This window comes from Serratia ficaria (genome assembly GCF_900187015.1).
GTDB classification, from domain to species: Bacteria; Pseudomonadota; Gammaproteobacteria; order Enterobacterales; family Enterobacteriaceae; genus Serratia; species Serratia ficaria.
In genome coordinates this window covers 206384-232417 of record NZ_LT906479.1, presented here as the reverse complement: position 1 = coordinate 232417, position 26034 = coordinate 206384, and the positions used below count along the sequence as shown (strand labels likewise).

General features: G+C 61.7%; 23 protein-coding genes. 7 read left to right on the top strand and 16 right to left on the bottom strand.

The genetic code is table 11. From position 1 onward, the window contains the following. Positions 1 to 12 precede the first annotated feature (12 nt). From ugpE to CKW09_RS01000, 9 genes are all read right to left on the bottom strand, one after another. Positions 13 to 858, bottom strand: a complete 846-nt coding sequence (gene ugpE, locus CKW09_RS01045; protein WP_061798762.1) for a sn-glycerol-3-phosphate ABC transporter permease UgpE — start codon at positions 856 to 858, stop codon at positions 13 to 15. Further along, positions 855 to 1742 carry a sn-glycerol-3-phosphate ABC transporter permease UgpA gene (gene ugpA, locus CKW09_RS01040; protein ID WP_095095078.1) on the bottom strand — a complete coding sequence of 296 codons (888 nt, stop codon included), beginning with the start codon at positions 1740 to 1742 and terminating at the stop codon, positions 855 to 857. Before ugpA ends, ugpE begins: the two co-directional genes overlap by 4 nt. A 209-nt stretch (positions 1743 to 1951) precedes the next feature. Continuing rightward, positions 1952 to 3271 (bottom strand): sn-glycerol-3-phosphate ABC transporter substrate-binding protein UgpB, encoded by a 1320-nt coding sequence (gene ugpB / locus CKW09_RS01030; protein ID WP_095095075.1) that lies wholly within the window; start codon positions 3269 to 3271, stop codon positions 1952 to 1954. Positions 3272 to 3519: 248 nt separating this feature from the next. Then, positions 3520 to 4707, bottom strand: coding sequence for an aminotransferase-like domain-containing protein (locus CKW09_RS01025; RefSeq protein WP_061798766.1), 1188 nt, complete (start codon positions 4705 to 4707; stop codon positions 3520 to 3522). A gap of 46 nt (positions 4708 to 4753) precedes the next feature. Further along, a complete protein-coding gene (gene livF / locus CKW09_RS01020; RefSeq protein ID WP_061798767.1) occupies positions 4754 to 5455 on the bottom strand; it encodes a high-affinity branched-chain amino acid ABC transporter ATP-binding protein LivF in 702 nt (233 codons plus the stop codon). Between the two features lie 269 nt (positions 5456 to 5724). Then, positions 5725 to 6495, bottom strand: a complete 771-nt coding sequence (livG, locus tag CKW09_RS01015) for a high-affinity branched-chain amino acid ABC transporter ATP-binding protein LivG (protein ID WP_061798769.1) — start codon at positions 6493 to 6495, stop codon at positions 5725 to 5727. Beyond that, positions 6492 to 7775: a high-affinity branched-chain amino acid ABC transporter permease LivM gene (locus CKW09_RS01010; RefSeq protein WP_061798770.1), complete on the bottom strand. Its 1284-nt coding sequence runs from the start codon at positions 7773 to 7775 to the stop codon at positions 6492 to 6494. Before CKW09_RS01010 ends, livG begins: the two co-directional genes overlap by 4 nt. Beyond that, complete coding sequence (gene livH / locus CKW09_RS01005; RefSeq protein WP_061798771.1) at positions 7772 to 8698, bottom strand: high-affinity branched-chain amino acid ABC transporter permease LivH; 927 nt, start codon at positions 8696 to 8698, stop codon at positions 7772 to 7774. Before livH ends, CKW09_RS01010 begins: the two co-directional genes overlap by 4 nt. A gap of 115 nt (positions 8699 to 8813) precedes the next feature. Then, a complete protein-coding gene (locus CKW09_RS01000; RefSeq protein ID WP_061798773.1) occupies positions 8814 to 9929 on the bottom strand; it encodes a branched-chain amino acid ABC transporter substrate-binding protein in 1116 nt (371 codons plus the stop codon). 407 nt (positions 9930 to 10336) lie between these two features. Between CKW09_RS01000 and panM the strand changes: the two genes are divergently transcribed. The 3 genes from panM to CKW09_RS00985 are packed head-to-tail and all read left to right on the top strand — an operon-like array spanning position 10337 to position 14008. Beyond that, on the top strand, positions 10337 to 10729 hold the full coding sequence (gene panM / locus CKW09_RS00995; RefSeq protein ID WP_061798774.1) for an aspartate 1-decarboxylase autocleavage activator PanM: 393 nt from the start codon (positions 10337 to 10339) through the stop codon (positions 10727 to 10729). Further along, positions 10726 to 11943 (top strand): DUF3142 domain-containing protein, encoded by a 1218-nt coding sequence (locus CKW09_RS00990; RefSeq protein ID WP_095095073.1) that lies wholly within the window; start codon positions 10726 to 10728, stop codon positions 11941 to 11943. Before panM ends, CKW09_RS00990 begins: the two co-directional genes overlap by 4 nt. Further along, the gene (locus CKW09_RS00985) at positions 11930 to 14008 is read left to right on the top strand and encodes a hypothetical protein (RefSeq protein ID WP_095095070.1); all 2079 of its coding nucleotides are present in this window, start codon (positions 11930 to 11932) and stop codon (positions 14006 to 14008) included. Before CKW09_RS00990 ends, CKW09_RS00985 begins: the two co-directional genes overlap by 14 nt. A 60-nt stretch (positions 14009 to 14068) precedes the next feature. Here the strand turns inward: CKW09_RS00985 and rpoH are convergent, their stop codons facing one another. The 4 genes from rpoH to ftsY form a co-directional block, all read right to left on the bottom strand. After that, positions 14069 to 14926, bottom strand: a complete 858-nt coding sequence (rpoH, locus tag CKW09_RS00980; protein ID WP_061798778.1) for an RNA polymerase sigma factor RpoH — start codon at positions 14924 to 14926, stop codon at positions 14069 to 14071. 315 nt (positions 14927 to 15241) lie between these two features. Continuing rightward, entirely contained in the window at positions 15242 to 16195 is a 954-nt protein-coding gene (gene ftsX, locus CKW09_RS00975) for a permease-like cell division protein FtsX (protein WP_061798779.1), read from the bottom strand. Beyond that, complete coding sequence (gene ftsE / locus CKW09_RS00970) at positions 16185 to 16856, bottom strand: cell division ATP-binding protein FtsE (protein ID WP_061798780.1); 672 nt, start codon at positions 16854 to 16856, stop codon at positions 16185 to 16187. The genes ftsX and ftsE overlap by 11 nt, the downstream gene beginning before the upstream one ends. Positions 16857 to 16861: 5 nt before the next feature. Beyond that, positions 16862 to 18460, bottom strand: coding sequence for a signal recognition particle-docking protein FtsY (gene ftsY / locus CKW09_RS00965; RefSeq protein WP_095095067.1), 1599 nt, complete (start codon positions 18458 to 18460; stop codon positions 16862 to 16864). Between the two features lie 344 nt (positions 18461 to 18804). Between ftsY and rsmD the strand changes: the two genes are divergently transcribed. Both rsmD and CKW09_RS00955 read left to right on the top strand, forming a co-directional pair. After that, complete coding sequence (gene rsmD / locus CKW09_RS00960; protein ID WP_061798783.1) at positions 18805 to 19425, top strand: 16S rRNA (guanine(966)-N(2))-methyltransferase; 621 nt, start codon at positions 18805 to 18807, stop codon at positions 19423 to 19425. After that, entirely contained in the window at positions 19415 to 19687 is a 273-nt protein-coding gene (locus tag CKW09_RS00955; RefSeq protein WP_061798784.1) for a DUF1145 family protein, read from the top strand. The genes rsmD and CKW09_RS00955 overlap by 11 nt, the downstream gene beginning before the upstream one ends. Position 19688: 1 nt before the next feature. Here the strand turns inward: CKW09_RS00955 and CKW09_RS00950 are convergent, their stop codons facing one another. After that, positions 19689 to 20042: a DUF2500 domain-containing protein gene (locus CKW09_RS00950; RefSeq protein WP_061798786.1), complete on the bottom strand. Its 354-nt coding sequence runs from the start codon at positions 20040 to 20042 to the stop codon at positions 19689 to 19691. 411 nt (positions 20043 to 20453) lie between these two features. Between CKW09_RS00950 and CKW09_RS00945 the strand changes: the two genes are divergently transcribed. Then, complete coding sequence (locus CKW09_RS00945; protein WP_061798788.1) at positions 20454 to 21080, top strand: lysoplasmalogenase; 627 nt, start codon at positions 20454 to 20456, stop codon at positions 21078 to 21080. A gap of 36 nt (positions 21081 to 21116) precedes the next feature. Here CKW09_RS00945 and CKW09_RS00940 read toward each other — a convergent pair whose 3' ends face one another. Both CKW09_RS00940 and CKW09_RS00935 read right to left on the bottom strand, forming a co-directional pair. Beyond that, on the bottom strand, positions 21117 to 21494 hold the full coding sequence (locus CKW09_RS00940; protein WP_061798790.1) for an AprI/Inh family metalloprotease inhibitor: 378 nt from the start codon (positions 21492 to 21494) through the stop codon (positions 21117 to 21119). A gap of 55 nt (positions 21495 to 21549) precedes the next feature. Then, entirely contained in the window at positions 21550 to 23013 is a 1464-nt protein-coding gene (locus CKW09_RS00935) for a serralysin family metalloprotease (protein ID WP_061798792.1), read from the bottom strand. A gap of 671 nt (positions 23014 to 23684) precedes the next feature. Between CKW09_RS00935 and CKW09_RS00930 the strand changes: the two genes are divergently transcribed. After that, positions 23685 to 26000, top strand: a complete 2316-nt coding sequence (locus CKW09_RS00930) for a zinc/cadmium/mercury/lead-transporting ATPase (RefSeq protein WP_095095064.1) — start codon at positions 23685 to 23687, stop codon at positions 25998 to 26000. Positions 26001 to 26034: the final 34 nt, after the last annotated feature.

Genomic DNA, 26034 nt, shown 5'->3' with positions numbered 1-26034 from the left:
AAATTTCTCTCGTTACTTCTCGCTGTCGACGAGACCGCGCACAAACCAGCGCTGCATCAGAAGAACCACCGCCAGCGGTGGGATTAAGGTCAAGATCATCGCCGCCATCACCTGATTCCACTGGGTCGGCGCGCCGGAGGTGGAGATCATGCTCTTGATGCCCGCCACTGCGGTGCCCATCGAGGCGTCGCTGGCGATCAGGATCGGCCACAGGTACTGGTTCCAACCGTAGATGAAGGTGATGACGAACAGCGCCGCCAGGTTGGTCTTCGACAGCGGCAGCACGATGTCCCAGAAAAAGCGCATCGGCCCGGCGCCGTCGATGCGCGCCGCTTCCAGCAACTCGTCCGGCAGCGTCATGAAGAACTGGCGCAGCAGGAAGGTGGCGGTGGCCGAGGCCATCAGCGGCAGCGTCAGGCCGGTGTAGCTGTCCAGCAGGTTGAGGTTGGAGATCACCTCCACCGTCGGGAAGATGCGCACCTCTACCGGCAACATCAGGGTGAGGAAGATCAGCCAGAAAAACAGGCTGCGCAGCGGAAAACGGAAGTAAACGATGGCGTAAGCCGACAGCACCGACACCACAATTTTGCCGAAGGTGATCGCCAGCGCCATGATCACGCTGTTCAGCAGCAGCAGCGAGAACGGCACCTTGAGGTTGCCCACGCCGCCCTGCCAGATATTGCGGATGTTCTCCCACAGGTGGCCGCCCGGCACCAGGGTCATCGGCACCTGGAACACCTGTTTGTCGTCCAGCGTGGCGGCGACAAAGGCCACGTACAGCGGGAACAGCACCACCAGCACGCCGATTATCAGCATCACATGGCTGAAGATATCCAGCCCGCGTCGATTCTCAATCATTGGTAGCGCACCTTACGTTCTACGAAACGGAACTGGATCACCGTCAGACCGATCACCAGCAGCATCAGGATCACCGACTGCGCGGCGGAGCTGGACAGATCCAGGCCGGCGAAGCCTTCGCGGTAGATCTTGTAGATCAGCGTGGTGGTGGACTGCACCGGCCCGCCGCCGGTGGCGGCGTCGATCACCGGGAAGGTGTCGAAGAAGGCGTACACCAGATTGACCACCAGCAGGAAGAAGCTCACCGGGGTGATCAACGGCAATACCAAATTGAAGAAACGCCGTACCGGGCCGGCGCCGTCGATAGCGGCGGCCTCCACCAGCGAGCGCGGAATAGACTGCAACGCCGCGAGGAAAAACAGAAAGTTATAGCTGATCTGCTGCCATACCGAGGCCAGCACCACCAGGAACATCGCCTGTCCGCTGTTTTGCGCATGGTTCCAGCTGTAGCCCAGCCCGTTGAGGAAATGGGTGATCAACCCCAGCCCCGGGTTGAACAGGAAGATCCACAGCACCGCCGCCACCGCCGGCGCCACCGCGTAAGGCAGGATCATCAGCGTGCGGTAGATGCGGCTGCCGCGCAGTACGTAATCCACCAGCGCGGCGAAGAACAGCGACACCACCAGCCCGATGCCCGCCACCAGCAAGCTGAAAATCAGCGTGGTGTAAAACGAATCGAGGTAGTAAGGGTCTTGGAACAGCTGGGTAAAGTTATCCAGCCCGACAAACTGGCTGGACAGGCCGAAGGGATCGAGGCTCTGGACCGAGTACCACAGCGCCTCGCCGGCGGGCCACAGAAAGAAGATTGCGGTAATCAGCAGCTGCGGCAGCACCAACACATAGGGCAGCCAGCTGCAGCCGAAACCGGGACGATGTGAGCTCATAATCTAGGACTCATGCAGACAAAGATGGGCAATTCGAAACGAGGCGAAGTGCGGTAGCCAAAAATCATGACTGCAATAATTCCAGTTGACGTTGCGAGCGCCGCCAGATTGGGTGCGGACAGCGCACAGGATCCGGAGCGTACACGTAGTACGTGAGGAGTCCGAGCACTGCCCAATCCCAAGATGGCAAGCGCAGTAGTCAAATGGGATTATTGCGTCGAAGATTCGAAGCGGCGCAGCAGTACATCACCGCGCTGTACGGCGGCATCCAGCGCCTGCTGAGGCGTTTTCTTGCCGGTCCAGACGCTTTCCAGTTCTTCATCCACCACGCTGCGGATCTGCGGCATATTGCCCAGGCGCAGGCCCTTGGTGAACGGCAACGGCGGCTTGTTCAGCATCTGGCGCGTGGCGACGTCGGCGCCCGGGTTCTTGTCGTAGAATCCCTGCTGTTGGGTCAGGTCGTAAGCGGCGGTGGTGATCGGCAGATAGCCGGTCTTCTGGTGCCACTCGGCGGCGATCTCCGGCTGCGCCAGATACTGCAGGAACTCGGCCACGCCCTTGTAGGTAGCGGCGTCTTTGCCGTTCATCACCCACAGGCTGGCCCCGCCGATGATGGCGTTCTGCGGCGCGTTTTTGGCGTCGGCGTCGTACGGCATCATGCCCACGCCGTAGTTGAACTTGGCGTAGTGCTTGATATCCGCCAGCGAACCGGACGACGCGGTAGTGATGGCGCAGTCGCCGCTGTAGAACTTCTCGGTGGACTCGTCTTTGCGGCCGAAGTAGGTGAAATCACCCTTCTTGTTCATGTCTTCCAGCAGCTGAATGTGCTTCACCTGCAGCGGCTGATTGAATTCCAGCTTGGCGTTGGCGCCGCCGAAGCCGTTGTTTTCGGTGGCGAACGGCACGCCGTGCCAGGCGCTGAAGTTCTCCAGCTGGATCCAGCCCTGCCAGCCGCTGGCATAGCCGCACTTCATGCCGGCCGCGCGCAGCCTGGCGGTATCCGCCGCCAGCTCCTGCCAGGTTTTCGGCGGTTGTTCCGGGTTCAGGCCGGCCTTCCTGAAGGCGTCCTTGTTGTAGTACAACACCGGGGTAGAGCTGTTGAACGGTTGAGACAGCAGGTGGCCGCTCTTGTTGTCGGTGTAATAGCCGGCCACCGTCGGCACGAACACCGACTCGTCGAAGTTGATGCCGGCGTCTTTAAACACCTCATACACCGGTTTGATCGCTTTGCTCGCCATCATGGTGGCGGTGCCCACTTCGTACACCTGTAGGATCGCCGGCGCCTTGCCGGAGCGGTAAGCGGCAATGCCCGCCGCCAGGCTCTGTTCGTAGTTGCCCTTATAAACCGGTACGATCTTGACGTCGCTGTGGGTCTGGTTGAAGCGGTCCGCCAGGGAATCCACTTCCTTACCCAGTTCGCCTTCCATTGAGTGCCAGAACGGGATCTCGGTCGCCGCCAGTGCCTGGGTGCTGACCGCCAGGGTCAACGCGACGCACAGCGTGGTTTTGCGAATAGCGTAGGTGAGCATGCCTAACTCCTGAAAAAAGCTGGTGTATCCCCTGCATCTCTCAAGCCGCAGCCGCCTTGCTGCAACGTGAAATCTATTGGGGCAATAAGCGCGTGAGCGAAAAGAATCAGTTTTTTGTTCGGAAGCTAACATGCCATGCGCGGATGACAGAAAAATAACCGTTAGATGACAGCCGGATGACGGGAGAGTGAAGTGCAGATTGCGTTTTGATGTCGACGGCGAGGCAGTGCGCCCCGCCGCCGTGGAAATTACAGCGAACGACGCAGGCGAGCGACCGCTTCCTGCATTTGCTGCTCGGTCGCGGTGGCGAACGACAGGCGGAAGGTCGAACGATCCGGGTTATCGGAGAAGAAATATTCCCCCGGCACGAACACTACGCCCTGCTGCAGAGTGGTGTTCAGCCACTCGGTGGCGTTGAACGGCTGACGGAAGCGCGCCCACAGGAACATGCCGCCCTTCGGCTGATCGAAGGTGATGTAGTCGCCCAGCTCTTTTTCTACCAGCCCGGCCAGGATCTCGCCTTTATGCTTGTAAGCGGCGCGGATCTTTTCGATCTGCGCCGGCAGGCGATCCAGCCCCAGGTAACATTCGACGATGCTCTGCGACAGCGCGCTGGCATGCAGATCCGCCGCCTGCTTGATGATCGCCACCTTGTGCAACAGGAACTCGGGCAGGATAGCCCAACCCAGGCGCAGGCCCGGCGCCAGGATCTTGGAGAAGGTCGAGGTGTAGATAATGTTATCGGTGTGGCCCAGCACCCGCTGCGAAACCTGATGCAGCGTGGCGTGGCGCTCATCGGTAAAGCGCAGCTCGCCGTACGGGTCGTCTTCGATGATCAGGAAGTTGTGCTCGGCCGCCAGCTTCACCAGCAGTTCGCGCCGCGCCGCGCTCAGGGTGATGCCGCTCGGGTTGCCGAAGTTCGGCACCACGTACACGCCCTTGATGCGCTGGGTTTTCAACAGCTCGGCCAGTTCTTCCACCACCATGCCGTCGCTGTCGGAGGAGACCGACAGGATGTTGGCTTCCGCCAGCTCCAGCGTCTGCAGCGCCGCCAGGTAGGTCGGGCGCTCCACCACAAACACGTCGCCCGGGTTGACGATGGCGCGCATCACCAGATCCAGCGCCTGCTGAGAGCCGGCGGTCACCATCACCTCTTCCGCGCGGGCGGAAACGCCGCGCTCGGCGCACAGCGCGCAGATACGCTCGCGCAGCAGCGGGCTGCCTTCGGTCAGGCCATACTGAAAGGCGCTTTTCGGCTGCTCGGTGATCGCCTGCTGGGTGGCGATGCTCAACCCTTCGAAGTCAAACAGGGCATCAGAGGGGATGCCGCCCGCCAGCGAAATGACGTTTTCCATCTTACTGTGCTTGAGCAATTCACGGATTGCCGAGCTTTTTACATTGACGATGCGCTGCGCGAGTAACCCTTCTGTCTTCATTTCTTATTCTCGTACCTGATTATTTTTTAATTCGTAGGGGGGCGGTTCACCCGCCCAGATACGCCGACCGTACTGCTTCGTTTGCTAACAATGCGGCACCCGTATCTTCCAACACCACGCGGCCGTTTTCCAGCACATAACCGCGATCCGCCAGTTTCAGCGCCTGATTGGCGTTTTGCTCCACCAGGAAGATGGTCATGCCCTCTTCCCGCAGCTGCTGGATGATGTCGAAGATCTGCTGAATGATGATCGGCGCCAGCCCCAGCGAGGGTTCGTCGAGCAGCAGCAGCTTCGGTTGGCTCATCAGCGCGCGGCCGATCGCCAGCATCTGCTGTTCGCCGCCGGACATGGTGCCGGAGCGCTGATTGCGGCGTTCCAGCAGGCGCGGGAACAGGTTAAATACCCGCTCGATGCGCTGCTGATACTGCTGACGATCGGCGAAGAAACCGCCCATCGCCAGGTTTTCTTCCACCGTCATGCGCGAGAACACCCGCCGCCCTTCCGGCACGATCGCCACCGCTTCGCGCATGATGCGCGAGGTTTGCCACTGGGTGATCTCCCGATCGAGGAAGGTGATGCTGCCTTCGGTAGCGCGCGGTTCGCCGCACAGCGTGCCGAGCAGCGTGGTTTTACCGGCGCCGTTGGCGCCGATCAGGGTGACTATTTCGCCCTGCTTGATGTTCAGGCTAACCTGATGCAACGCCTGAATTTTGCCGTAATGGGCGGAGACCTGATTAAATGACAGCATAAAGACTGTGCCCCATCATTGTGCGTGAGCATCGCTGGTGGTTATTTCGCTGCGCAGCAAGGCGCGAGCCGTGAGGTTTGGTGGGCCAAATAAACGGTGAGTAACGCAGCGGCGCGGCGAAATAGCCCCAGCCCAGTGGGTCGCGCCCCAAAAAACCCGCTCTCTGCGTTGTCAGATTTGAACATAGTCCCGCTATGTTCTTCATCTTCCGCCTTGATAGCGGGCTTTTGGGTCTGCGACGATGCCACGAACAATGATGGGACACAGTCTTAAGCCTCGCCCAGATAGGCCCGGATCACGTCCGGGTTGTTGCGGATTTCGTCCGGCGTGCCCTGCGCCAGCGGCGTTCCCTGATTCACCACGTAGATGCGGTCCGAAATGCCCATCACCAGCTTCATGTCGTGCTCAATCAACAGCACCGAAACCCGGTGCCGGTCGCGCAGCTCGACGATCAAATGGTCCAGCTCGTCGGTTTCTTTCGGGTTCAGGCCGGCGGCCGGTTCGTCCAGCATCAGCAGCTCCGGGCGGGTCACCATGCAGCGGGCGATCTCCAGCCGCCGCTGCTGGCCATAGGCCAGGTTGCCCGCCGAGCGGTTGGCCATCGCCAGCAGGCCGACGCGCTCCAGCCACACCGCCGCGCGCTCCAGCGCATCGGCTTCGGCGCGGCGGAAGGCCGGGGTTTTCAACAGCCCGGCGAACAGACCGCTTTTCAGGTGCTGGTGCTGCGCCACCAGCAGGTTCTCGATCACCGTCATTTCGCGGAACAGCCGCACGTGCTGGAAGGTGCGCACCACCCCCATGCGGGCGATGGCCTGCCCCGTCAGCCCTTCAAGGTGGCGATCGCGCAGCCTGATGGTGCCGCCGGTCGGGCGATAAAAACCGGTCAGGCAGTTGAACACCGTGGTCTTGCCGGCGCCGTTCGGGCCGATCAAAGAGACTATTTCGCCTTCGTTCAGCTGCAGCGCCACCTTGTTGACCGCCAGCAGCCCGCCGAAGCGCATCGACAGCCCTTCGACCTGCAGTAAAGGTTGAGCGCTCATGCCTGTTCTCCCTTGCCTGCATGGATATCCGCCGCCTTCAGCTTGAGCTGCGGCCGTTTCATCGGCAGCAGCCCCTGCGGCCGCCAGATCATCATCAGCACCATCAGCGCGCCCAGCAGCAACATGCTGTATTCGTTCAGGTCACGCATCAGCTCGCGCGACACCACCAGCAGGATCGCCGCCAGGATCACCGCAAACTGCGAGCCCATCCCCCCCAGCACCACGATCGCCAGCACGAAGGCCGACTCGACGAAGGTAAAGGATTCCGGGCTGACGAAGCCCTGGCGCGCGGCGAACAGCGTGCCGGCAAAGCCGGCGAAGGCGGCGCTGATGGTAAAGGCGGTCAGCTTGATGCGGGTCGGGCTAAGGCCCAGCGAACGGCAGGCGATTTCGTCTTCGCGCAGCGCTTCCCAGGCGCGCCCCAGCGGCATGCGCAGCAGGCGGTTGATGACGAACAGCGTCAGCACCACCAGCAGCAGCGCCACCAGGTAGAGGAACACGATGCGATCGCTCGGATCGTATTTCAGGCCAAAGAAGTTGTGGAAGGTGTCCCAGCCGCCGTCGCGCGCGCTGCGGTTGAACTCCAGGCCGAAGAAGGTCGGTTTCGGGATCTGGCTGATGCCGTTCGGCCCGCCGGTGATCTCGGTGTTGTTCAGCAACAGGATGCGCACGATTTCGCCGAAGCCGAGCGTGACTATCGCCAGGTAGTCGCCGCGCAACCGCAGCACCGGGAAACCGAGCAGGAAACCGAAAGCGGCGGTGACGATGCCCGCCAGCGGCAGGCTTTCCCAGAAGCCGAGGCCGTAATAGTGGTTCAGCAGCGCATAGGTGTAGGCGCCGATGGCGTAGAAGCCGCCGTAGCCCAGCACCAGCAGGCCGGACAGCCCGACCACCACGTTCAGGCCGAGGCCCAGCATCACGTAGATCAGCGTCAGGGTAGCGATATCCACCGTACCGCGCGACACCAGAAACGGCCAGGCGACCGCCGCCGCGATCAGCGCCGCCGCCAGCAGCTTTTGCCGCGGGGTGGTGCCGTCGAAGCTCGGCAGCACGAAAGCGGGGCCGGAAACCTTTTTCAGCCCCTGTTGCAGCAGCGGCCGCAGCAGCTGGAAGAAGAAGACGATGACGCAGCCGATGCCGATCCACATCCAGCGCACTTCCGCCGCGCCGTGCACCACCAGTTTGGTGCCGTCCAGGCTGAGCTGCATGCCCATCAGGAACGACGCCATCACGAACAGCACCGCGGTGGCGATCAATGCGTTAAGCAGATTGAGTTTCATACCTTCTCAACCTCCGGGCGCCCGAGAATGCCGGTCGGCATGATCAGCAGCACCACTATCAGCAGGGCGAACGACACCACGTCTTTATATTCGGTGCTCAGATAGGCCGAGGTCAGCGCCTCCGCCACGCCCAGCACCAGCCCGCCGATCATCGCGCCGGGGATGCTGCCGATGCCGCCCAGCACCGCGGCGGTGAAGGCTTTCATGCCGGCCATAAAGCCGATATAGGGATTGATGACGCCGTAGAACTGGCCGAGCAGCACGCCGGCCACCGCCGCCATCACCGCGCCGATCACGAAGGTCAGCGAGATCACCCGATCGGTGTTGATGCCCAGCAGGCTGGCCATCTTCAGATCTTCCGCGCAGGCGCGGCAGGCGCGGCCCATGCGCGAGTAACGAATGAACAGCGTCAGCGCCAGCATCGCCAGGAAGGTAACGCCCCAGATGATCAGCTGCATGGTGCTGATGGTGGCGGCGAAGCCGTTGCTTTCGCCCAGCACCCACTGGCCGGTGACCAGGCTGGGCAGCGCCAGATCGCGCGAACCCTGCGTCAGGCTGACGTAGTTTTGCAGGAATATCGACATGCCGATGGCGGAAATCAGCGCAATCAGGCGTTTGGAATTGCGCACCGGCTTGTAGGCCACCCGTTCGATGCTCCAGCCGTAGGCGCTGGCCATCACGATCGACACCAGGAAGGCGGCGCCGATCAGCAGCCAGCCGACGTCGATGCCCAGCATCATCAGGGCGGCGATCACGATAAAGGAGACATAGCTGCTGATCATGTACACCTCGCCGTGGGCGAAGTTGATCATGCCGATGATGCCGTAAACCATGGTGTAACCGATGGCGATCAAGGCATAGGTGCTGCCCAACGTCACGCCGTTGAACATCTGCTGCAGAAAATAGAGAACCTGCTCTGACATACTCTGACCCTTGGCTGCGAAACCTGAACGCAAAGCGCCTTCAGGTAAAGGGATACGGGGCCGGCAAGCCGGCCCGCGGGCGCAGAGGACTGCGCCCTACCCTGATGATTATGGCTTATTTAATCGGTGTTGATGTGCCGTTGGCATGCCATTCGAATACGCCGAACTCGAAGCCTTTCAGATCGCCCTTGTCATCCCAGCTCAGCGGCCCCATTACGGTGTCGACCGGCTTGCCGGTTTTCAGATCCTTGACGATATCTTCCGGTTCCTGGCTGCCGCTGCGTTCCATGCCGGTGGTCAGCGACTGCAGCGCGGCATAGGTGGTCCAGACGAAAGGCCCGGTCGGATCCAGCTTCTTGGCCTTCAGCGCGTCGACGATCGGCTGGTTGGCCGGCACCTGATCGTAGCGTTTCGGCAGGGTCACCAGCATGCCTTCAGAGGCGGCGCCGGCGATGTTGGACAGCGAGGAGTTGCCCACGCCTTCCGGCCCCATAAAGCGGGTGGTCAGGCCGGCCTGCTTGGCCTGGCGCAGGATTTGGCCCATTTCCGGGTAGTAGCCGCCGAAATAGACGAAGTCGATATTCTCTTTCTTCAGGCGCGCCACCAGGGTGGAGAAGTCCTTATCGCCGGCGGTGATGCCTTCAAACATCGCCACCTCGGTGCCCTGCTGCTTCAGGCTGTCGCGCACCGAGCGCGCCAGGCCTTCGCCATACTGTTGCTTGTCGTGCACCACGGCGATGCGCTTGGGCTTGATCTCGCCGAGGATGTATTTGGCGGCGGTCGGGCCCTGATCGGAATCCAGACCCGTGGTGCGCATAATCATTTTGTAGCCGCGGGTGGTCAGATCGGCGTTGGTGGCCGCCGGGGTAATCATGATCACCCCTTCATCCTCATAAATATCGGATGCCGGCTGGGTGGATGAGGAACACAGGTGGCCGATCACGTAGCGAATGCCGTCGTTGATCACCTTGTTGGCGACCGCCACCGCTTGTTTCGGGTCGCAGGCGTCGTCGTATTCCACGCCGACCAGCTTGTCGCCCTTGATGCCGCCCTTGGCGTTGATGTCGGCGATCGCCTGGCGCGCGCCGGTAAACTCCATATCGCCATACTGCGCGACCGGGCCGGACATCGCCCCGACGATCGCCACCTTGATGTCTTTCGCCATGGCCGAATGGCCGATAGCCATCGCGATACAACCCGCCAGCAATGCCTTACCTGTTGTTAATTTCATCCGCAAATTCCCCATCTGTCGTTGTGAACGTACCTGTTGTGTTTGCCTGCACCCGAGCGTTATTTACTGCTTTTATTCATAAGTAATAATGATTTAGGTGTTTTGATGGCAATATTTTCTAATAAGACTTTATTTTTCATGCCATTAAACAGGAATATTCTGCTGCAAATCAACTTCATCACTCAGAAACAAGCGGTGTAAACAGGATAAAACTCGGATTAAATCTGCGATGTTTGCCATCAGGCGTAGCGCGTTATGCTGGTTAACAATGCGTTTACTAACTGTTTGCTCGGAAAATGACCCATGCAAAAAACATTTTGCGCAGTAATCGTACAGAAAAACTTACACAACGCTCTGCGCAAGATCTATTACACTGTCGGCATCATTTAGCTGCGCGGAAATTCTGCATGAAATTGACCATCGAGCGCTTGAGTACGCTATCCCCGCAAGACCTTATCGACCTCGGCAAAATCTGGCCGCATCAGCAACCTGCGCAGTGGCAAAGCTGGCTGAGCGGCGGCAAAGCGCTGTTCGCCGCCCGTTTCAACGAGCGGCTGCTGGGCGCGGTGAAGGTGGTTTTGCAGGACGACCAGGCCGAATTGCAGGACCTGCTGGTGCGCGAAGTGACGCGCCGCCGCGGCGTCGGGCTGTATCTGGTGCAGGACACGCAGCGCCAGCTGCCGCAGGTGGCCCACTGGCGGCTGTCGACCGCCGGCCTGGCGCCGCGCGAACGCGGCGAGGTCGACAACTTTATGCGCGCCTGCGGCTTCGCGCCCCAGGGCGAACTCTGGCAGAAATGAAACGCCGGCTGGCGGCGCTGCTGCTGATCGCGCTGGCGCTGGCGGCCTGGTTCGCCGGGCGCCAGCAGGCTCTGCGGCTGCAGCAACCCTGGGATCGTCAGATCTACGTGTGGCAGCGGGTCTGGACGCCGCAGCACGCCGAGGCGCTGGCCGACAGCCGCGACCTGTTCTCCAGCCTGCGGGTGCTGGCGCTGCAGGTGCACCCGCGCGAGGGCTGGCGGGAAATTCCGATCAATCTCCCCTTGTTGCAACAGGATGGCCGCCCGCTGTGGCTGGTGGCGCGCCTCGACGGGCAACTGCCGCAGCGGGATCAAACCGCCATCGTTCAGCGCCTGCTGACGCTGGCGCAACGCTGGCAAGACGCCGGGCTGCAGGTCAGCGGCGTGGAAATCGACCACGACGCCGCCACCGCCCGGCTGCCGGACTACCAACGCTTCCTGCACCAGCTGCGCCAACGGCTGCCCGCCTCGCTGCAGCTCGGCATAACCGCCCTGCCGGCCTGGATCGGTTCACCGGCGCTGCCCGGCGTGCTGCAACAGGCCGACAGCTCGGTGCTGCAGGTGCACGCCGTACTCTCTCCTCGTCAGGGGCTGTTCGACGGCGCGCAGGCGCTGCGCTGGGTGCGGCAATATGCCGCCATCACCCCGAAGCCGTTCCGCGTGGCGCTGCCGGCCTACGGCATGGGGTTATTGGGGTTCGATGCGCAGGGCGCGCAGGTGGAAAGCGAATCGCCGCTGCGCGTGGCGGGCGGCGGGCGCGAACTGACGGTGGCGCCGCAGCGAATTGCCGACTTTCTGCAGCAGTTGGCCAGCCAGGCCACACCGCGGCTGCGCGGCATCATCTGGTTCCGCCTGCCGCTGGCGACCGATCGCCGCGCCTGGTCGCTCGCCACGCTGCGGGCGGTTATCGAGCGCCGGCCGCTGACCGTCGACTGGCAGGTAAAATTCAGGCCTCAGCCACGGCAAAACGGGTTGTATGATCTGACAATTCATAATAACGGGCCGGTTGACGCCCCGCTGCCCCGGGAGATCGTCATCACCGCCGGCGATTGCCTGGCGGCGGATGCGGTGGGCAATTACCGGCTGGAAACCACCCCTCAACGGCAGCGTTTTACCCGCATTGACGGTGACCAGCTGCGCGCCGGACAATCCCGGCCGCTCGGTTGGCTGCGCTGCAAAAACCTGACGCCAGGAGGCACCCTTGTCACACCTTGATACGCGCGCCGCACGGGACCCCCGCCGGTATCTTCCGCTGGCCGCGCTGATTGGCGCCGCGCTGGCGCTGCCGCTGAACGGCTACGCCTGCGGGCCGGATTTCCCCAATCGTTTGCTGACCGATCGCAACGGCACCCTGCTGTACATGCCGGAAGGCAACTTCGCCTTTGAGGCCGGCCGCCTGGTGGCGCCGGACAAACAGCTGCCGCAGTGGCAAGCGCCGCCGCCGCCAATGCCGCCGAAACCGATGCCGCTGTCGCCGGAGACCCTGATCATCGGCAAAATGCGCGCCGCCAAAACCGTCGAAGAAGCCGATGCGGTCAATACTCAGGGGCTGTCCGACGCCGCACGCCTGTATCAGTTGGGCGCCGTCGCCTTCGCCGTCGACGATCCGCGCGCGGCGGAATATTTCCGGCAGGTGCTGGCGCTGCCTGCGGCGCAACAGGCCGACTGGGGGCTGCGGGCGCAATATTCGCTCGGCAGGCTGCTGATGGGCGATCGCGGCACGCCGGAAAACGCATCCGGCGAACCGGCCCCGGCGGTGGAACATCCGCCCAAAGCGCAGCTCGAACAGGCGCGGGCGGCGTTTCAGCAGGCGATCGATCGGGTTAAGGGCGGCGCAGCCGATCCCGATCGGCTGGCGCTGAGCAGCCTCGGGCAGCAGGCGCGCATTGATCTGTGGCTGGGTGACGTCGCCGCGGCGGCGCGGCTGTATGCGCAGCAGGCGGCACAGGGCGACCCGGGCGGTGGCCTGTCGCTGCAGTACGTCTCCAGCTATCTGGTCAATCCTGACCATGTCGAAACCCTCAAGCAGGCTATCGACAATCCGCTCATTCAGCAGTTGGTCACCATCGAGCTGTTCGCCCGCAGCAGCAACCTGCAGCTGGCCGATACCGACGGCAGCGGCAGCCGCTCCGCGCAAACCATCAGTCAGATCCTGACGCTGCTGAACGCCTCGGTGAAGAGCGGCTTCGCCGGCAGCGATCGGCTGGCGGCGCTGGCTTACCGCGCCGGGCAATACCCGATGACGGCCAGCCTGCTGAAAAACGCCGGCGACAGCGGCCTGGCCTGGTGGCTGCGCGCCAAAATGGCGCTGCGCGACGGCGACGTCAAGGCCGCCACCGCCGCCTACGCCAAGGCGGCGAGCGCCTTCCCCGCCAACGAAAGCTGGGGCGAACAGCGCAATGCCGACTTTGTGGCGGAAACCATAGTGCCGGAGTGCCGGGTAGCCGGCGAGCAGGCGATACTGGCGCTGAACCGCGGCGATTATCTGCAGGCGATGGATCTGCTGTATCGCGGCAAGGCGCTCTACTGGGCCGACGTGGCGGACGTGGCCGAGCGGGTGCTGACCGTCGATGAGCTGAAAGGCTTCGTCGACCGCCATGCGCCGGCGCCGGCCACGCCGCTGCAGCCGGTCAATCCGGACGAATACGGCGGCCAGCAGATGACGCCGGAAGTGCAGCTGCGCGAGCTGCTGGCGCGGCGGCTGATGCGCGCCGGACGCGAACAGGAAGCGCTGGCCTATTTCGACATCCCCAACTACCGCCAGGCGGCCCAGCAGTACGCCGATGCGCTGAAAGCGGCGCAGGATAAAACCGCCAAGCCGCTGGCCCGCGCCACTGCCTACTACCGGGCCGCGAGCCTGCTGCGCGCCCAGGGGCTGACGTTCACCGGCTATGAAATGACGCCGGACTACGCCATTTACGGCGCCGGTTATTCTTATCTGGGGGATGCGTTCGATACCCGCGAGCTGAAGCACAAAAGCTGGATCGGCGGCGCGGAAGCGGCGCGCGCCAAGGCGGCGCTGCCGCCGCAGGACAACCGCTTCCTGCACTACCGCTGGCAGGCGGTCGATCTGGCCCGGCAGGCGGCCGATTTGCTGCCGCCGAAGAGCCAGGCCTACGCCGCGGTATTGTGCAACGCCGCCGGCTGGGTGATTAAACGCGACGCCAAAACCGGCCAGGCGCTGTACCAGCGCTACCTCAATACCGGCACCCGCTACGCCTGGGCCAGCAAGTTTGGCTATGACTGCCCGGCACCGGACTTCGCCGCTGTCACGCGATAACGGCGAATCGCAGGCACAAAAAAGCCCGGCTCGCCGGGCTTTTCTTCTTATGAAATGAACTTAGGCTTCGATCGCCATCTTCAGCTTCTTCATGGCGTTCTTTTCCAGCTGACGCACGCGCTCGGCGGAAACGCCGTACCGATCGGCCAGTTCCTGCAGCGTGGATTTGTTGTCGTCGTCCAGCCAGCGGGCGCGGATGATATGCTGGCTGCGTTCGTCCAGACCTTCCAGCGCATAGGCCAGTTTGTCCGCGGCGTTGCTTTCCCAGTTATCTTCCTCAATGCCTTCGGCGAAGTCGGAGCTTTTATCCTGCAGATACAGCACCGGCGCCATCGACTGACCGTCACGGGCTTCGTCGTCCGGGGTCGGGTCAAAGGTCATGTCCTGCGCCGCCATGCGGGACTCCATCTCGCGCACGTCTTTGCTGGTCACCCCCAGCTCGCGGGCCACCAGTTCCACTTCGTCCTGATTGAACCAGCCCAGACGCTGCTTGGTTTTGCGCAGGTTAAAGAACAGTTTGCGCTGCGCCTTGGTGGTGGCAACCTTGACGATGCGCCAGTTGCGCAGCACGTATTCGTGAATTTCCGCCTTAATCCAATGCACCGCAAAGGACACCAGACGCACGCCAACCTCCGGGTTGAAACGGCGAACGGCTTTCATCAGGCCGATGTTACCTTCCTGGATCAGATCCGCCTGCGGCAGACCATAGCCTGAATAGTTGCGGGCAATATGAGCGACAAAGCGCAGGTGAGACAGGATAAGCTGCTTAGCTGCTTCCAGATCGCCCTGATAATGCAGCCGTTCAGCCAGCTCCCGCTCTTCCTCTGCCGTCAGCATCGGATAGGCGTTGGCGGCCCGAATATAGGCTTCCAAGCTGCCTTGGGGTACTAAGGCTAAAGTTTGCATTTCTTTGGTCATTCAAACCCTCTCTATGAGAAAACAGATCATGCAGGTGATAATTACAGCGGGGAAATGATTGATTCTACGGCAGTTGCTGTTGCAAAAGCGGTTCCACACGCCGGGCACCTTAACATTTGCTGCAATTTTGGACCCTGTTCCGCCCTAAAAGTTCACTGTTTTTCGACAGCATTGCATCTGACAATACGTGATGAAAGTTAAGGCTGATAGGGAATTTGTGCGCTAAGCGAAGAGGAGCGGTGCTTGCTGTACTTAAGGTCACTCTTCTCCCGCAACGCGTTCAGAGCAGCAGGAGAAGAGTATACCAAAAAAATCTTACTGTGGTGTAAATCGGCGTAAATGTTGCACCGTCGCCAGCCAGGCGGCGATCCAGCCGATCATCGCCGAGATGAGCAGCAGCAGCAGCGCCTCGTCCCAGCCCAGGCCGTGCAGGGTGAAGGTGGTGCCGAACACCCTGGCCACGTCGGTCACCACCGACTCCAGCTTCCACACCAGGGCCCCGGACAACGCCAGCGACAGCAGCGCGCCGGTAAAGCCGAGCATCGCCCCGCCGTTGAGGAACGGCCGCAGGATAAAGCCGTCGGTGGCGCCGATCAGCTTCATCACGTTGATGGTGTCGCGGCGGCTGAAGATGCTCAGGCGCACGCTGTTGCCGATCACCAGGAACACCGCCACCACCATCAGCACGCCGATGATCGCCGCGACCTGGCCCACCAGCCCGGTCAGCGCCGCCAGGCGGGCAAACCAGCTGTCATCCATGCGCACTTCGTCCACGCCCTGCACCGCCGCCACGCGATCGCGCAGGGTGTTGAGGGTTTCGGAACTCTGGAAGCTCATCTTCGGCGTGATGATCGCCACCGCCGGCAGCGGGTTTTCTTCCAGCATGTCCAGCGCGCCGCCGAAGCCTGACCAGTTGCGGAATTCGCCCCGGGCCTCTTCGCGCGACAGGTAGTTCACCTTCTCTACGCCGGCTTCCGCCTTGATGGCGTCGAGCACTTTCACCGCGGCGTCGTCGTCCAGCGACTTGTCCAGGTAGACCGTCAGCTGCGGCGTCGGGTACCACTGGGTGGCCGCGGTGCTGACGTTTTTCCACACGATGTAGCACAGGCTAGGCAGCGTCAGGGAGATGGCGATCACCATCACCGTCAGCAGCGTCGCCAACGGCTGGCGCAGCATATCCTTGATGGCGTTCGCCCAGGCGTAGCGCCACTGTTCGCGCCAGCCGCCGCGCAGCGCCTTGCTCTTGGCGGTTTTTGCATTATTCGCCATGGTGCGCTCCTCCCAGCATGCGGCCCTGGCTCAGCGTCAGGATACGGTAATTGCGGCGGGCGATCAGCCCGGTGTCGTGGGTCGCCATCAGTACGGTGACGCCGACGCGGTTGAACTCTTCAAACAGGCGCAGGATGCCTTCCGACAGCGCGTCATCCAGGTTGCCGGTCGGCTCGTCCGCCAGCAGCACCGCCGGTTTGTTCACCACCGCGCGGGCGATGCCCACGCGCTGTTGCTCGCCGCCGGACAGCTGAATCGGGAAGTTTTTCGCTTTATCCAGCAGCCCGACCTTGTCCAGCGCGGCGGAAACGCGGCGGCGGATGTCTTCGGTGCTGGCGCCGGCGATGATCAACGGCATCGCCACGTTGTCATACACGGTGCGGTCCAGCAGCAGGTGGTGATCCTGGAAAATCATGCCGATCTGACGGCGCAGGAACGGCACCTCGCCGTTTTTCAGGCGGCTGATGTCGTGGCCGCCGAACCAGATATGGCCGGCGCTGGGGCGTTCAATGCCGCAAATCAGTTTCAGCAGGGTACTCTTACCCGCGCCGGAATGGCCGGTCAGAAACGCCATCTCCGCCGGGCGCAGATGGAAATCTACCCCCTGCAGCGCCTGCCGTCCGCCCAGATAAGCTTTACTGACCTGTTCAAAGCGAATCATCCGTTTTAATCCTCTCGGGCAAAAAGTGCCTCAATAAAATCGTCAGCCTTAAACGGCCGCAAATCTTCGATGCCTTCCCCGACGCCGATATAGCGAATCGGGATACCGAACTGATCGGCGATGGCGAAGATCACCCCGCCCTTGGCGGTACCGTCCAGTTTAGTCAGCGTGATGCCGGTTAAGCCCACGGCTTCATTAAACAATTTCGCCTGGCTGACCGCATTCTGGCCGGTGCTGGCATCAAGAGTCAGCATAACCTCATGGGGGGCCTGGTCGTCCAGTTTTTTCATGACGCGGACGATCTTCTTCAGCTCTTCCATCAGGTGCGCCTTGTTCTGCAGGCGGCCGGCGGTGTCGGCGATCAGCACGTCAACGCCGCGCGCCTTGGCGGCTTGCACCGCATCGAAAATCACCGAGGCGGAATCCGCGCCGGTATGCTGCGCCACCACCGGAATGCGGTTGCGTTCGCCCCACACCTGCAGCTGCTCGACCGCCGCCGCGCGGAAAGTATCCCCCGCGGCGAGCATCACCGATTTGCCTTCGGCCTGGAACTGGCGGGCCAGCTTGCCGATGGTGGTGGTCTTGCCCACGCCGTTGACGCCCACCATCAGGATGACATACGGGGTTTTGCCGCCAACATCCAGCGGTTGGTCAACCTTGGCCAGAATTTCGGACATTTCCTCCTTCAGTTTGCCGTACAGCGCTTCGGCGTCTTTCAGCTGTTTGCGGCTGGCGTGCTGAGTGAGGGAGGTAATGATCTTGCGCGTGGTTTCCACGCCGACGTCGGCGATCAACAGCTGCTCTTCCAGCTCGTCAAACAGATCGTCATCGATTTTCTTGCCGCGGAACAGGCCGATAAAGCCGGAGCCGAGGTTTTGTTTGGTCTTCACCAGGCTGCGCTTCAGGCGGGCGAAGAAGCCCTCTTTGGTCGGACGTTCCTGCTCTTGAGTGACCGCAGGCGCGGCCAGCTCGGCGGCGGCGTCTTCCTGCGCCGCAGCGATGACAATCGGTTCCAGCGCTACGCTGGCCGGCAGAACCTCAGGTTCTGGCTCAACCACTTCCGGCTCGGGTTCGACTACCGGCTCGGGTTCGACTACCGGCTCGGGTTCGACTACCGGCTCGGGTTCGACTTCCGGCTCGGGTTCGGCTACCGGCTCGGGTTCGGCTACCGGCTCGGGTTCGGCTACCGGCTCGGGTTCGACTTCCGGCTCGGGTTCGGCTACCGGCTCGGGTTCGGCTACCGGCTCGGGTTCGGCTACCGGCTCGGGTTCGGCTACCGGCTCGGGTTCGGCTACCGGCTCGGGTTCGGCTACCGGCTCGGCGATGTCTTCCTCCGCCGGGCGCTCGGCAACCGCCGGCACGCTTTCCGCAATCTGCTCGCCGGTCAGGCTGCTGTCCCATTCTCCCGGGGTGTCAACGGAGGCGGCAGGTTCAGATTCCTGGGTGGGGAGCTTATCGTCCAGCGTGGGGGCCGCCGGTTCAGCCGGTGTCTCCACGGCCTGATTTTCCGTCTGTTCTACCGACGGTTCAGGTTGCTGTTGCTCTTCTTCCTTCTGGCCGAAGCCCAGCCAGGAGAAAAACCCACGTTTCTTATCTTTTGCCATGTGATGACTCTACTCCGTACCTAAGGCTTGCTTGCCCTTCATACTTGAAGCTGCAATCAGCGTTGGCTGCGGGCGCTCGCCCCGGCCACTGACTTAAGTAAGCGCCTGAGGCCTCCCACTCTTGCCGCCTTGCTGCAACTCCAATTATTTTGGGTATATGCTGACAATTAATCCGCCGAGTCTATCACTTTCCCTCGCGCAGCAACACGCATCCGGCATGCTTTCCAGTGTGAAATCAGGCAACAAAGTTTTACCGTTTCCCCCGGAGCCCGTCACCGGTAGAATAGGGCAACTTTTCGTTAACCTGTGCGGCCCGCGCCGCAGAAAGAAATCAAGCAAAGCATATGACAAGACTATCGCCACGGGCGGCGGCAAAAAAACCGGCTCAGGCCGCAGCCGGGCAGATCCGCATCATCGGCGGCCAATGGCGTGGGCGCAAGCTGCCGGTGCCGAGCAGCCCGGGGCTGCGCCCGACCACCGATCGGGTGCGTGAAACCCTGTTCAACTGGCTGGCGCCGGTGATCCAGGGGGCGCGTTGCCTGGACTGTTTCGCCGGCAGCGGCGCGCTGGGGCTGGAGGCGCTGTCGCGCTATGCCGGCAGCGCCACGCTGCTGGAATATGAACGGCCGGTGGCGCAACAGCTGGAAAAAAACCTGGCGCTGCTGCAGGGCAAAGGAACGGTGGTCAATACCAATACGCTAAGCTGGCTGGCGGGCGGCGGCCAGCCGTTTGACGTGGTGTTTCTCGATCCGCCGTTCCGCAAAGGGCTGCTGGCGGAAACCGTCACGCTGCTGGAGCAGCGGGGCTGGCTGGCCGACGAGGCCTGGATCTACGTGGAGGCCGAAGCGGAAAGCGCCGCGGCCGATGTGCCGGCCAACTGGCAGTTGCACCGTGAGAAAGTCGCCGGTCAGGTGGCTTACCGTCTTTATATTCGTTCGCAAGAGAAAACCAATCATGCTGATTAACCTGGGCCGCCTGCTGATGCTGTGCGTATGGGGCTTCCTGCTCTCCAATCTGTTCCACCCGTTTCCCAAGCCGCTGAAATATTTCATCGACGTGGCGCTGTTCTTCATGGTGGTGATGCACGGCCTGCAGCTGGTGCTGCTGAAATCCACCCAGCCGAAAGATCAACCGATCAGCTACTGGCAGGAAGCCAAGATCTTCGTCTTTGGCGTGTTTGAGCTGCTGGCCTGGCAGAAAAAGCAGCCGCCGATCAAAAAGAAATAGCTTACCGGGCGGTAAAGGAGACGAAGCGCGCGCCCTGCATGTTCAACGTGCCCTGCGCGCCTTTTTCGATCGGGTTGTACTGCCACTGCTTCACCCGCAGCCGAATGTCCTCGCCGCCACCCTGCGGGCTGAATACCACCTCATAATGCATCGGCTCATTGGCCCAGTGTTCGCGCTGGCGCGAACGGGTGGCGGCGACGGGAAACTCGCGCTTGTCGCTGACCTTGACCTGCAGGCTGCGCAGCGGCGCGCGGTCGTTCTCCGCATCCATCCGGCGTTGGTTGAAATAGCGATGCGTCGCCAGCACGGCGATAAGCGCAATAACGGCGATAAAAAACAGCGGTGGTTTGCTCATCTTGGCTCCCTGGTATGCAGGATTTAACGCGGCCGGGCGTCTGTCGCAGCATCGCCGGCGGATTAAGATCGTTCAGCCGACTCGCACCGATCGCCACGTCGCACTGCCTCATTACTCTTTTTTATCAGAATGTTACTGTCTGTGCGAACCGAGTCAAAACGCTATCCCCGGGATGTTCTTTTTCTGTCGCCGAGTCTAAACATCATTACCGGTAAATAAAAGTCCGCGGCCGACTTAACCTGGCCGCCGGGCAACTAAAGTCCCTTTCTTGCCGCCGCAAATAGGTTACAGTCCATGCTGGCGTAAAGCATTGTCGATTGCCGACAGGCTACCTACACTGAAATCAAGAAGTGACGTTGGTGACAACTTGGAGCCGATTGCTGCGGCTCCCCTCATGAATAAGGAAGACATATGAGTTGGCCGTTCCTTGCCGTATTCTTTTCCGGTTGGCTGTTCGTCGACGCCTCCTACCGCGGGCCGCGCTGGCAGCGTTGGGTGTTCAAACCGCTGACGCTGCTGTTGCTGCTGTTGCTGGCCTGGCAGGCCCCGGTGCTCGGCCCCGCCGGCTATTTGATCGTGCTCGGCCTGCTGGCGACGCTGATCGCCGACGCCCTGCTGCTGCTGCCCCGCGAGCGAGTGCTGTATGCGCTCGGCGCATTTTTCCTTTCCCATCTGCTGTATACCCTGAGCTTCGCCAGCCAGATGACCTTCAGCCTGTTTTGGCCGCTGCCGCTGGCATTGCTGGCGATCGGCCTGCTGCTGCTGGCGACCGTCTGGACGCGGCTGGAGGAAATGCGCTGGCCGATCGCCACCTACGTGGCGATGACCCTGCTGATGGTCTGGCTGGCGGGTGAACAGTATTTCATGCGCAGCACCGACTTCGGCTTCTCGTTGCTGGCGGGCACTTCGCTGCTGCTGTTGGCCAACGTGGTGTGGTTGATCAACCGCTACCGCTTCACCTTCCGCGCGGCGGACGCCGTGGTGGCGTTTTGCTACTTCTCCGGCCACTTTCTGATCGTGCGCTCACTGTATCTGTAACGACGCGACGGGTTCGGGGTGCCGAACCCGTTGGTTCTAGGCCAAGGCTTTCAGCGTCAGGCCGTCATCGGCGCCAAGGCGGTTGCGGTACACCTCGCCGTCGCGCGAGAAGAACGCCAGCGTGCTGCCGTCCGCCTGCAGGAGGGCGATGCCGTCGGGCGCCGGGCGCCAGCCGACCACCTCGGCCGCAAACAGCTTGTTCAGGCAGCGTTGCCGATCCACCAGCCGGTAGCCGTTGGCTGCGCTCTGCTCGCTGGCCAGAAATTCGATCCGGCACTGCCGCTCGCGATCGGCAACCTGCCATTGTCCCGCCAGTGACTGCGCGGTGGGAAGAACCAGACTGCTGGCCATCACTGCCCCCGTAACCATCATGCCTCCCGCCGTCATGGCGGTGCGCGCTAACGTGTTTTTCATCTCGGCTCCCGCATAACGCCCGGCCAGGCTGCGCCGGGCGTTATGATGCTTTCAGTTACACGATAAAGTCGGTGGCGACGTCCACCTGACCGACAATTTTCACCAGGAAGTCCGGCGCCTGATGGCCGCCGATGTTCAGCGCCAGATCGCTGACGTTGCTCGATGCGTCATAGCTCAACAGCGCCTCGCCCACTGCGCCGCTGAAGTGATCGACGAAGTGGATCTGGTCGCCGGCCTGCGCGCCCTTGTTGAAGTAAGACAGATCGATCTTGTCGGTGCCCTTCTGGAAGTCGCGGATCCAGTCCGATGCGCCCGGCGCGGAATCGCTGACGGCGGAGAACACGAAGGTGTCCTTGCCGGCGCCGCCCCACAGCTCGTCCGCCCCGCCGCCACCGAACAGCACGTCGTTGCCCGCGCCGCCTTTCAGCACGTTGTTGGCCGCGTTGCCGACGATAACGTCGTCGCCGGAACCGCCAATGGCGTTTTCGATGGTCACGCCCGCCGCGATCGACACGTTGCCCTTCAGCCCGCCAACGTCGGAGAACGATTTCTCGTTCAGGTTGATGCGCTGGTTAGCGGTGTAGCCGGAGAAGTCGAAGGTGTCGTTGCCGCCCGCATCCCAGGCCGCAAAGATCACTTTCTGCGAGTTGCTGGCGGTGCTGAGGAAGTCGCGATCGGTATTGGAGTTGAAGCCATACACGGTATCGCCGGTGCGGGTGGACAGGTTGGCGCCGTACAGATGCTGAATGGCGGAAATGTCATCCAGCAGCGGGGCCGCGGCGTAGTGGCCGCCGTTGTCGCCGCCGGTGTTGGTTTCACTCCAGTAGCTCATCAGGCTGAACTCGCGGGTGTCTTCCGCATAGCTGGCGTCGCGATAGGTCGGGTTGCCTTCACCGGCGTTGTAGTCGCCCGGGTGGCTCAGGCCCAGCGCATGGCCAATCTCGTGAGTGAACGTCTGGCGGCCGTAATCTTCGGATGCCGGATGTTCCACGTTGGATTGGTTGACGTTGTACCAGGTCTGGCCGCCCAGATTCTGGCCCTGATAAATGGTGTTCGGCAGGAAAGCGTAAGCCTGGGTGTCGTAGTCATAATGACCGGGACGATCCTGGCTGTAGTTGCCGAAGGTGATGTTGGCCTTCTGGTTGGCCGCCACCTCGGTAAAGGTGATATTGGCCACGTCAGACCAGGATTGCAGCGACAGTTTGGCCTGCTGCTGCTGTTCCGCGCTGAATTTGCTCAGCCCGGTGTCGCCGGCGACGTTGGTGGAAGAGAACTTATAGTCCGGGAAGGAGAATGTCAGCTTGGCCGGCTGGCCAAAAACATTATGCCCATTCCAGGTTTGGTTCTCACGGGTAATAAACAGCCCAGCTTGTTCGGTAGAAAATGAATCCTTGCCATTAACCTGAATACCGTTGCCGCGCTCGTGATAATGCAACAGATCGTCTACAGCATCGTAGCCGGTCGTTGCAGCCGCGAGGCTGGATTCAGTAACTTCAATTGCCTTTTTAGTAGATTGCATTGGTTCGATTCCACTCATTACCTGATTGTTATCAATCAGACAGATAGACATAACCTCCCCGTAAGCGGCGGCCAACGTGACCCAGCGCTTGCTGGAAGGGGCTTATGCGCCGTTAACGGCAGTGTGTTAGATAGAATTAATGCATATATATCAGCAAATAAGATCACCACCAAAAATGGTAATCGATTCCAATTATAGGCAGGACCTTAAAACTGCACATAAAATAATCAACTATTTATTATCGTAACGAAAGATTGTTATGCTGCTTTTTTGGCAATCTTACAAAACAAAGGGAAGTCGCCTCCGATAAGTTGGCAACAAACTTCAACCGGAATGCGGCCTGCAGGCCCAAGCGAATCATGCTGGCTGTTTCGGGTAAAAAAGTTAAATTTGGTTAAAGCGTTATAGGTTAATAACTCTTTATTATTAGCCGGCGGGACTTTTTAGCTTCTATAGGAATAATATTTTCTTATTTCGACTAACGGTTATTCGCCATAGTGGCGAAATAGGTAATAAGGAAATTAAATAGATTTAATTTCTTATTATTAGCATCTGAATAAGTCATGCCTTTTCCCGTTAGCAATAATTCTCATCGCGCACTTGACTCTGGAGTTGACTCCAGGGTGTAGAGTCGGGCCATAAAGCTCATTAACTGCCCGGAGGGGGACGTTATGCATAACCATCAAAACCCTAATCATCAAGAACATAACCATACGGAAGGCGGCGGCTGCGGCTGCAATCACAGCCACGGTAAAACCCAGCACGGCTGCAGCAGCGACAAGCGAGAGCTTGCCGCACCTGCGGAACAGGCCCATGCGCACGATCATGGCGCCAGCTGCTGCAGCGCCGTCGACACTGACGATCCGGATGAGGAAAGCGACAGGCTGGCCGCCGCCCCTCCTTCCGGCAGCCGGCGCTTCAGCTGGAAAGTCACCGGCATGGATTGCCCCAGCTGCGCCAAGAAAATTGAGAATGCCGTCACCTCGATCCCCGGCGTCGACAGCGCGCGCGTGTTGTTCGCCACCGAAAAACTGGTGGTGGACGCACGGTCCGACGTCAGCCTGCGCATTCAGGATGCGGTCAAACAGGCCGGCTTCACCCTGCTCGGCGCTCAGGCCGCCAAAACCGCGCCGCAGGCTGCGCGTTTCGGTGAATTCGGCCCGCTGCTGCTGCTGACTACGCTCATGATCGTCAGCTGGGTGCTGGATCGCGTTAACCCGGAGCTGGGCCGCATCGCCTTTATCGCCACCACCCTGGTGGGCCTGGCGCCGGTCGCCACCAAGGCGCTGCGTCTGATCCGCTCAGGTACCCCGTTCGCCATTGAAACCCTGATGAGCGTAGCCGCCATCGGCGCGCTGTTTATCGGCGCCACCGCCGAGGCGGCGATGGTGCTGCTGCTGTTTATGGTCGGCGAGCTGCTGGAATCCTACGCCGCCAACCGGGCCAGACGCGGCGTGACCGCGCTGATGGCGCTGGTGCCGGAAGATGCGCTGCTGCTGCAGGGGACCACGCGCAAGCGCGTACCGGTCGCCGCTCTGCGCCCCGGCGACGTGATTGAAATCGTTCCCGGCGGCCGTTTGCCGGCCGATGCCGAGCTGCTCAACCCGTTCGCCAGCTTCGACGAAAGCGCCCTCACCGGCGAATCGCTGCCGGTTGAGCGCCAACAGGGCGAGAAAGTGGCCGCCGGCAGCCTGTCCGTCGATCAGGCGGCGCAGATGAAGGTGATGTCCGAACCCGGCAAGAACGCCATCGACCGCATTCTGCAGCTGATCGAAGAGGCCGAAGAGCGCCGCGCGCCGATCGAGCGTTTTCTCGACCGTTTCAGCCGCTACTACACCCCGGCCATCATGCTGCTGGCGGTGGCGGTGATCCTGGTGCCGCCGCTGCTGTTTTCGCAGCCGTGGGATACCTGGATCTATCGCGGCCTGACCCTGCTGCTGATCGGCTGCCCGTGCGCGCTGGTGATCTCTACCCCGGCGGCCATTACCTCCGGGCTGGCGGCGGCGACGCGGCGCGGCGCGTTGATTAAAGGCGGCGCGGCGCTGGAACAACTCGGCCAGGTGCAAACCATCGCCTTCGATAAAACCGGTACCCTGACGGAAGGCAAACCGACGGTGACCGACGTGCTGCCAATCGGCGACATCGACGAACGGCGGTTGTTGACGCTCGCCGCGGCGGTTGAGGCCGGCTCCCACCATCCGCTGGCGCAGGCGATCATCAACCGCGCCGCACAATACGGGCCGGACCTGCCGCTGGCGCAGGGGCGCCGCGCGCTGGCCGGGGTTGGCGTAGAAGGCAAGGTCGACGGCAAAACCCTGCTGATCAGCGCGCCGGGCAAGCTGGCGCCGGGGCTGCTGGGCGGCAAATGGCAGAGCCAGGTGGACAGCCTGGAAAGCGCCGGTAAAACGGCGGTGGTGGTGCTGGAGGACGGTGCGCCAATCGGCCTGCTGGCGCTGCGCGATACGCTGCGCAGCGACGCCAAACAGGCGATCGCCGAGCTGAACGCGCTGGGGATCCGCGGCGTAATGCTGACCGGCGACAACCCGCGCGCGGCGGCGGCGATCGCCAGTGAGCTGGGCCTGGATTATCGCGCCGGCCTGCTGCCGGAAGACAAGGTAAAGGCGATCACCGAGCTGAGCGAGCTGCGGCCGACGGCGATGATCGGCGACGGCATCAACGACGCTCCGGCGATGAAAGCCTCGAGCATCGGCATCGCCATGGGCAGCGGCACCGACGTGGCGCTGGAAACCGCAGACGCGGCCCTGACCCACAACCGGCTGCTGGGCGTGGCGGAGATGATCCGCATCTCGCGCGCCACCCACGCCAATATCCGGCAGAACATCACCATCGCGCTGGGGCTGAAGGGGGTATTTCTGGTAACCAGCCTGATGGGGTTGACCGGCCTGTGGCTGGCGGTGCTGGCGGATTCCGGCGCCACCGCGCTGGTGACCGCCAACGCGCTGCGCCTGTTGAAAAAACGCAGCTAGGCAACGGCATGCCAGGGGTGAAGGATTTGCCCCT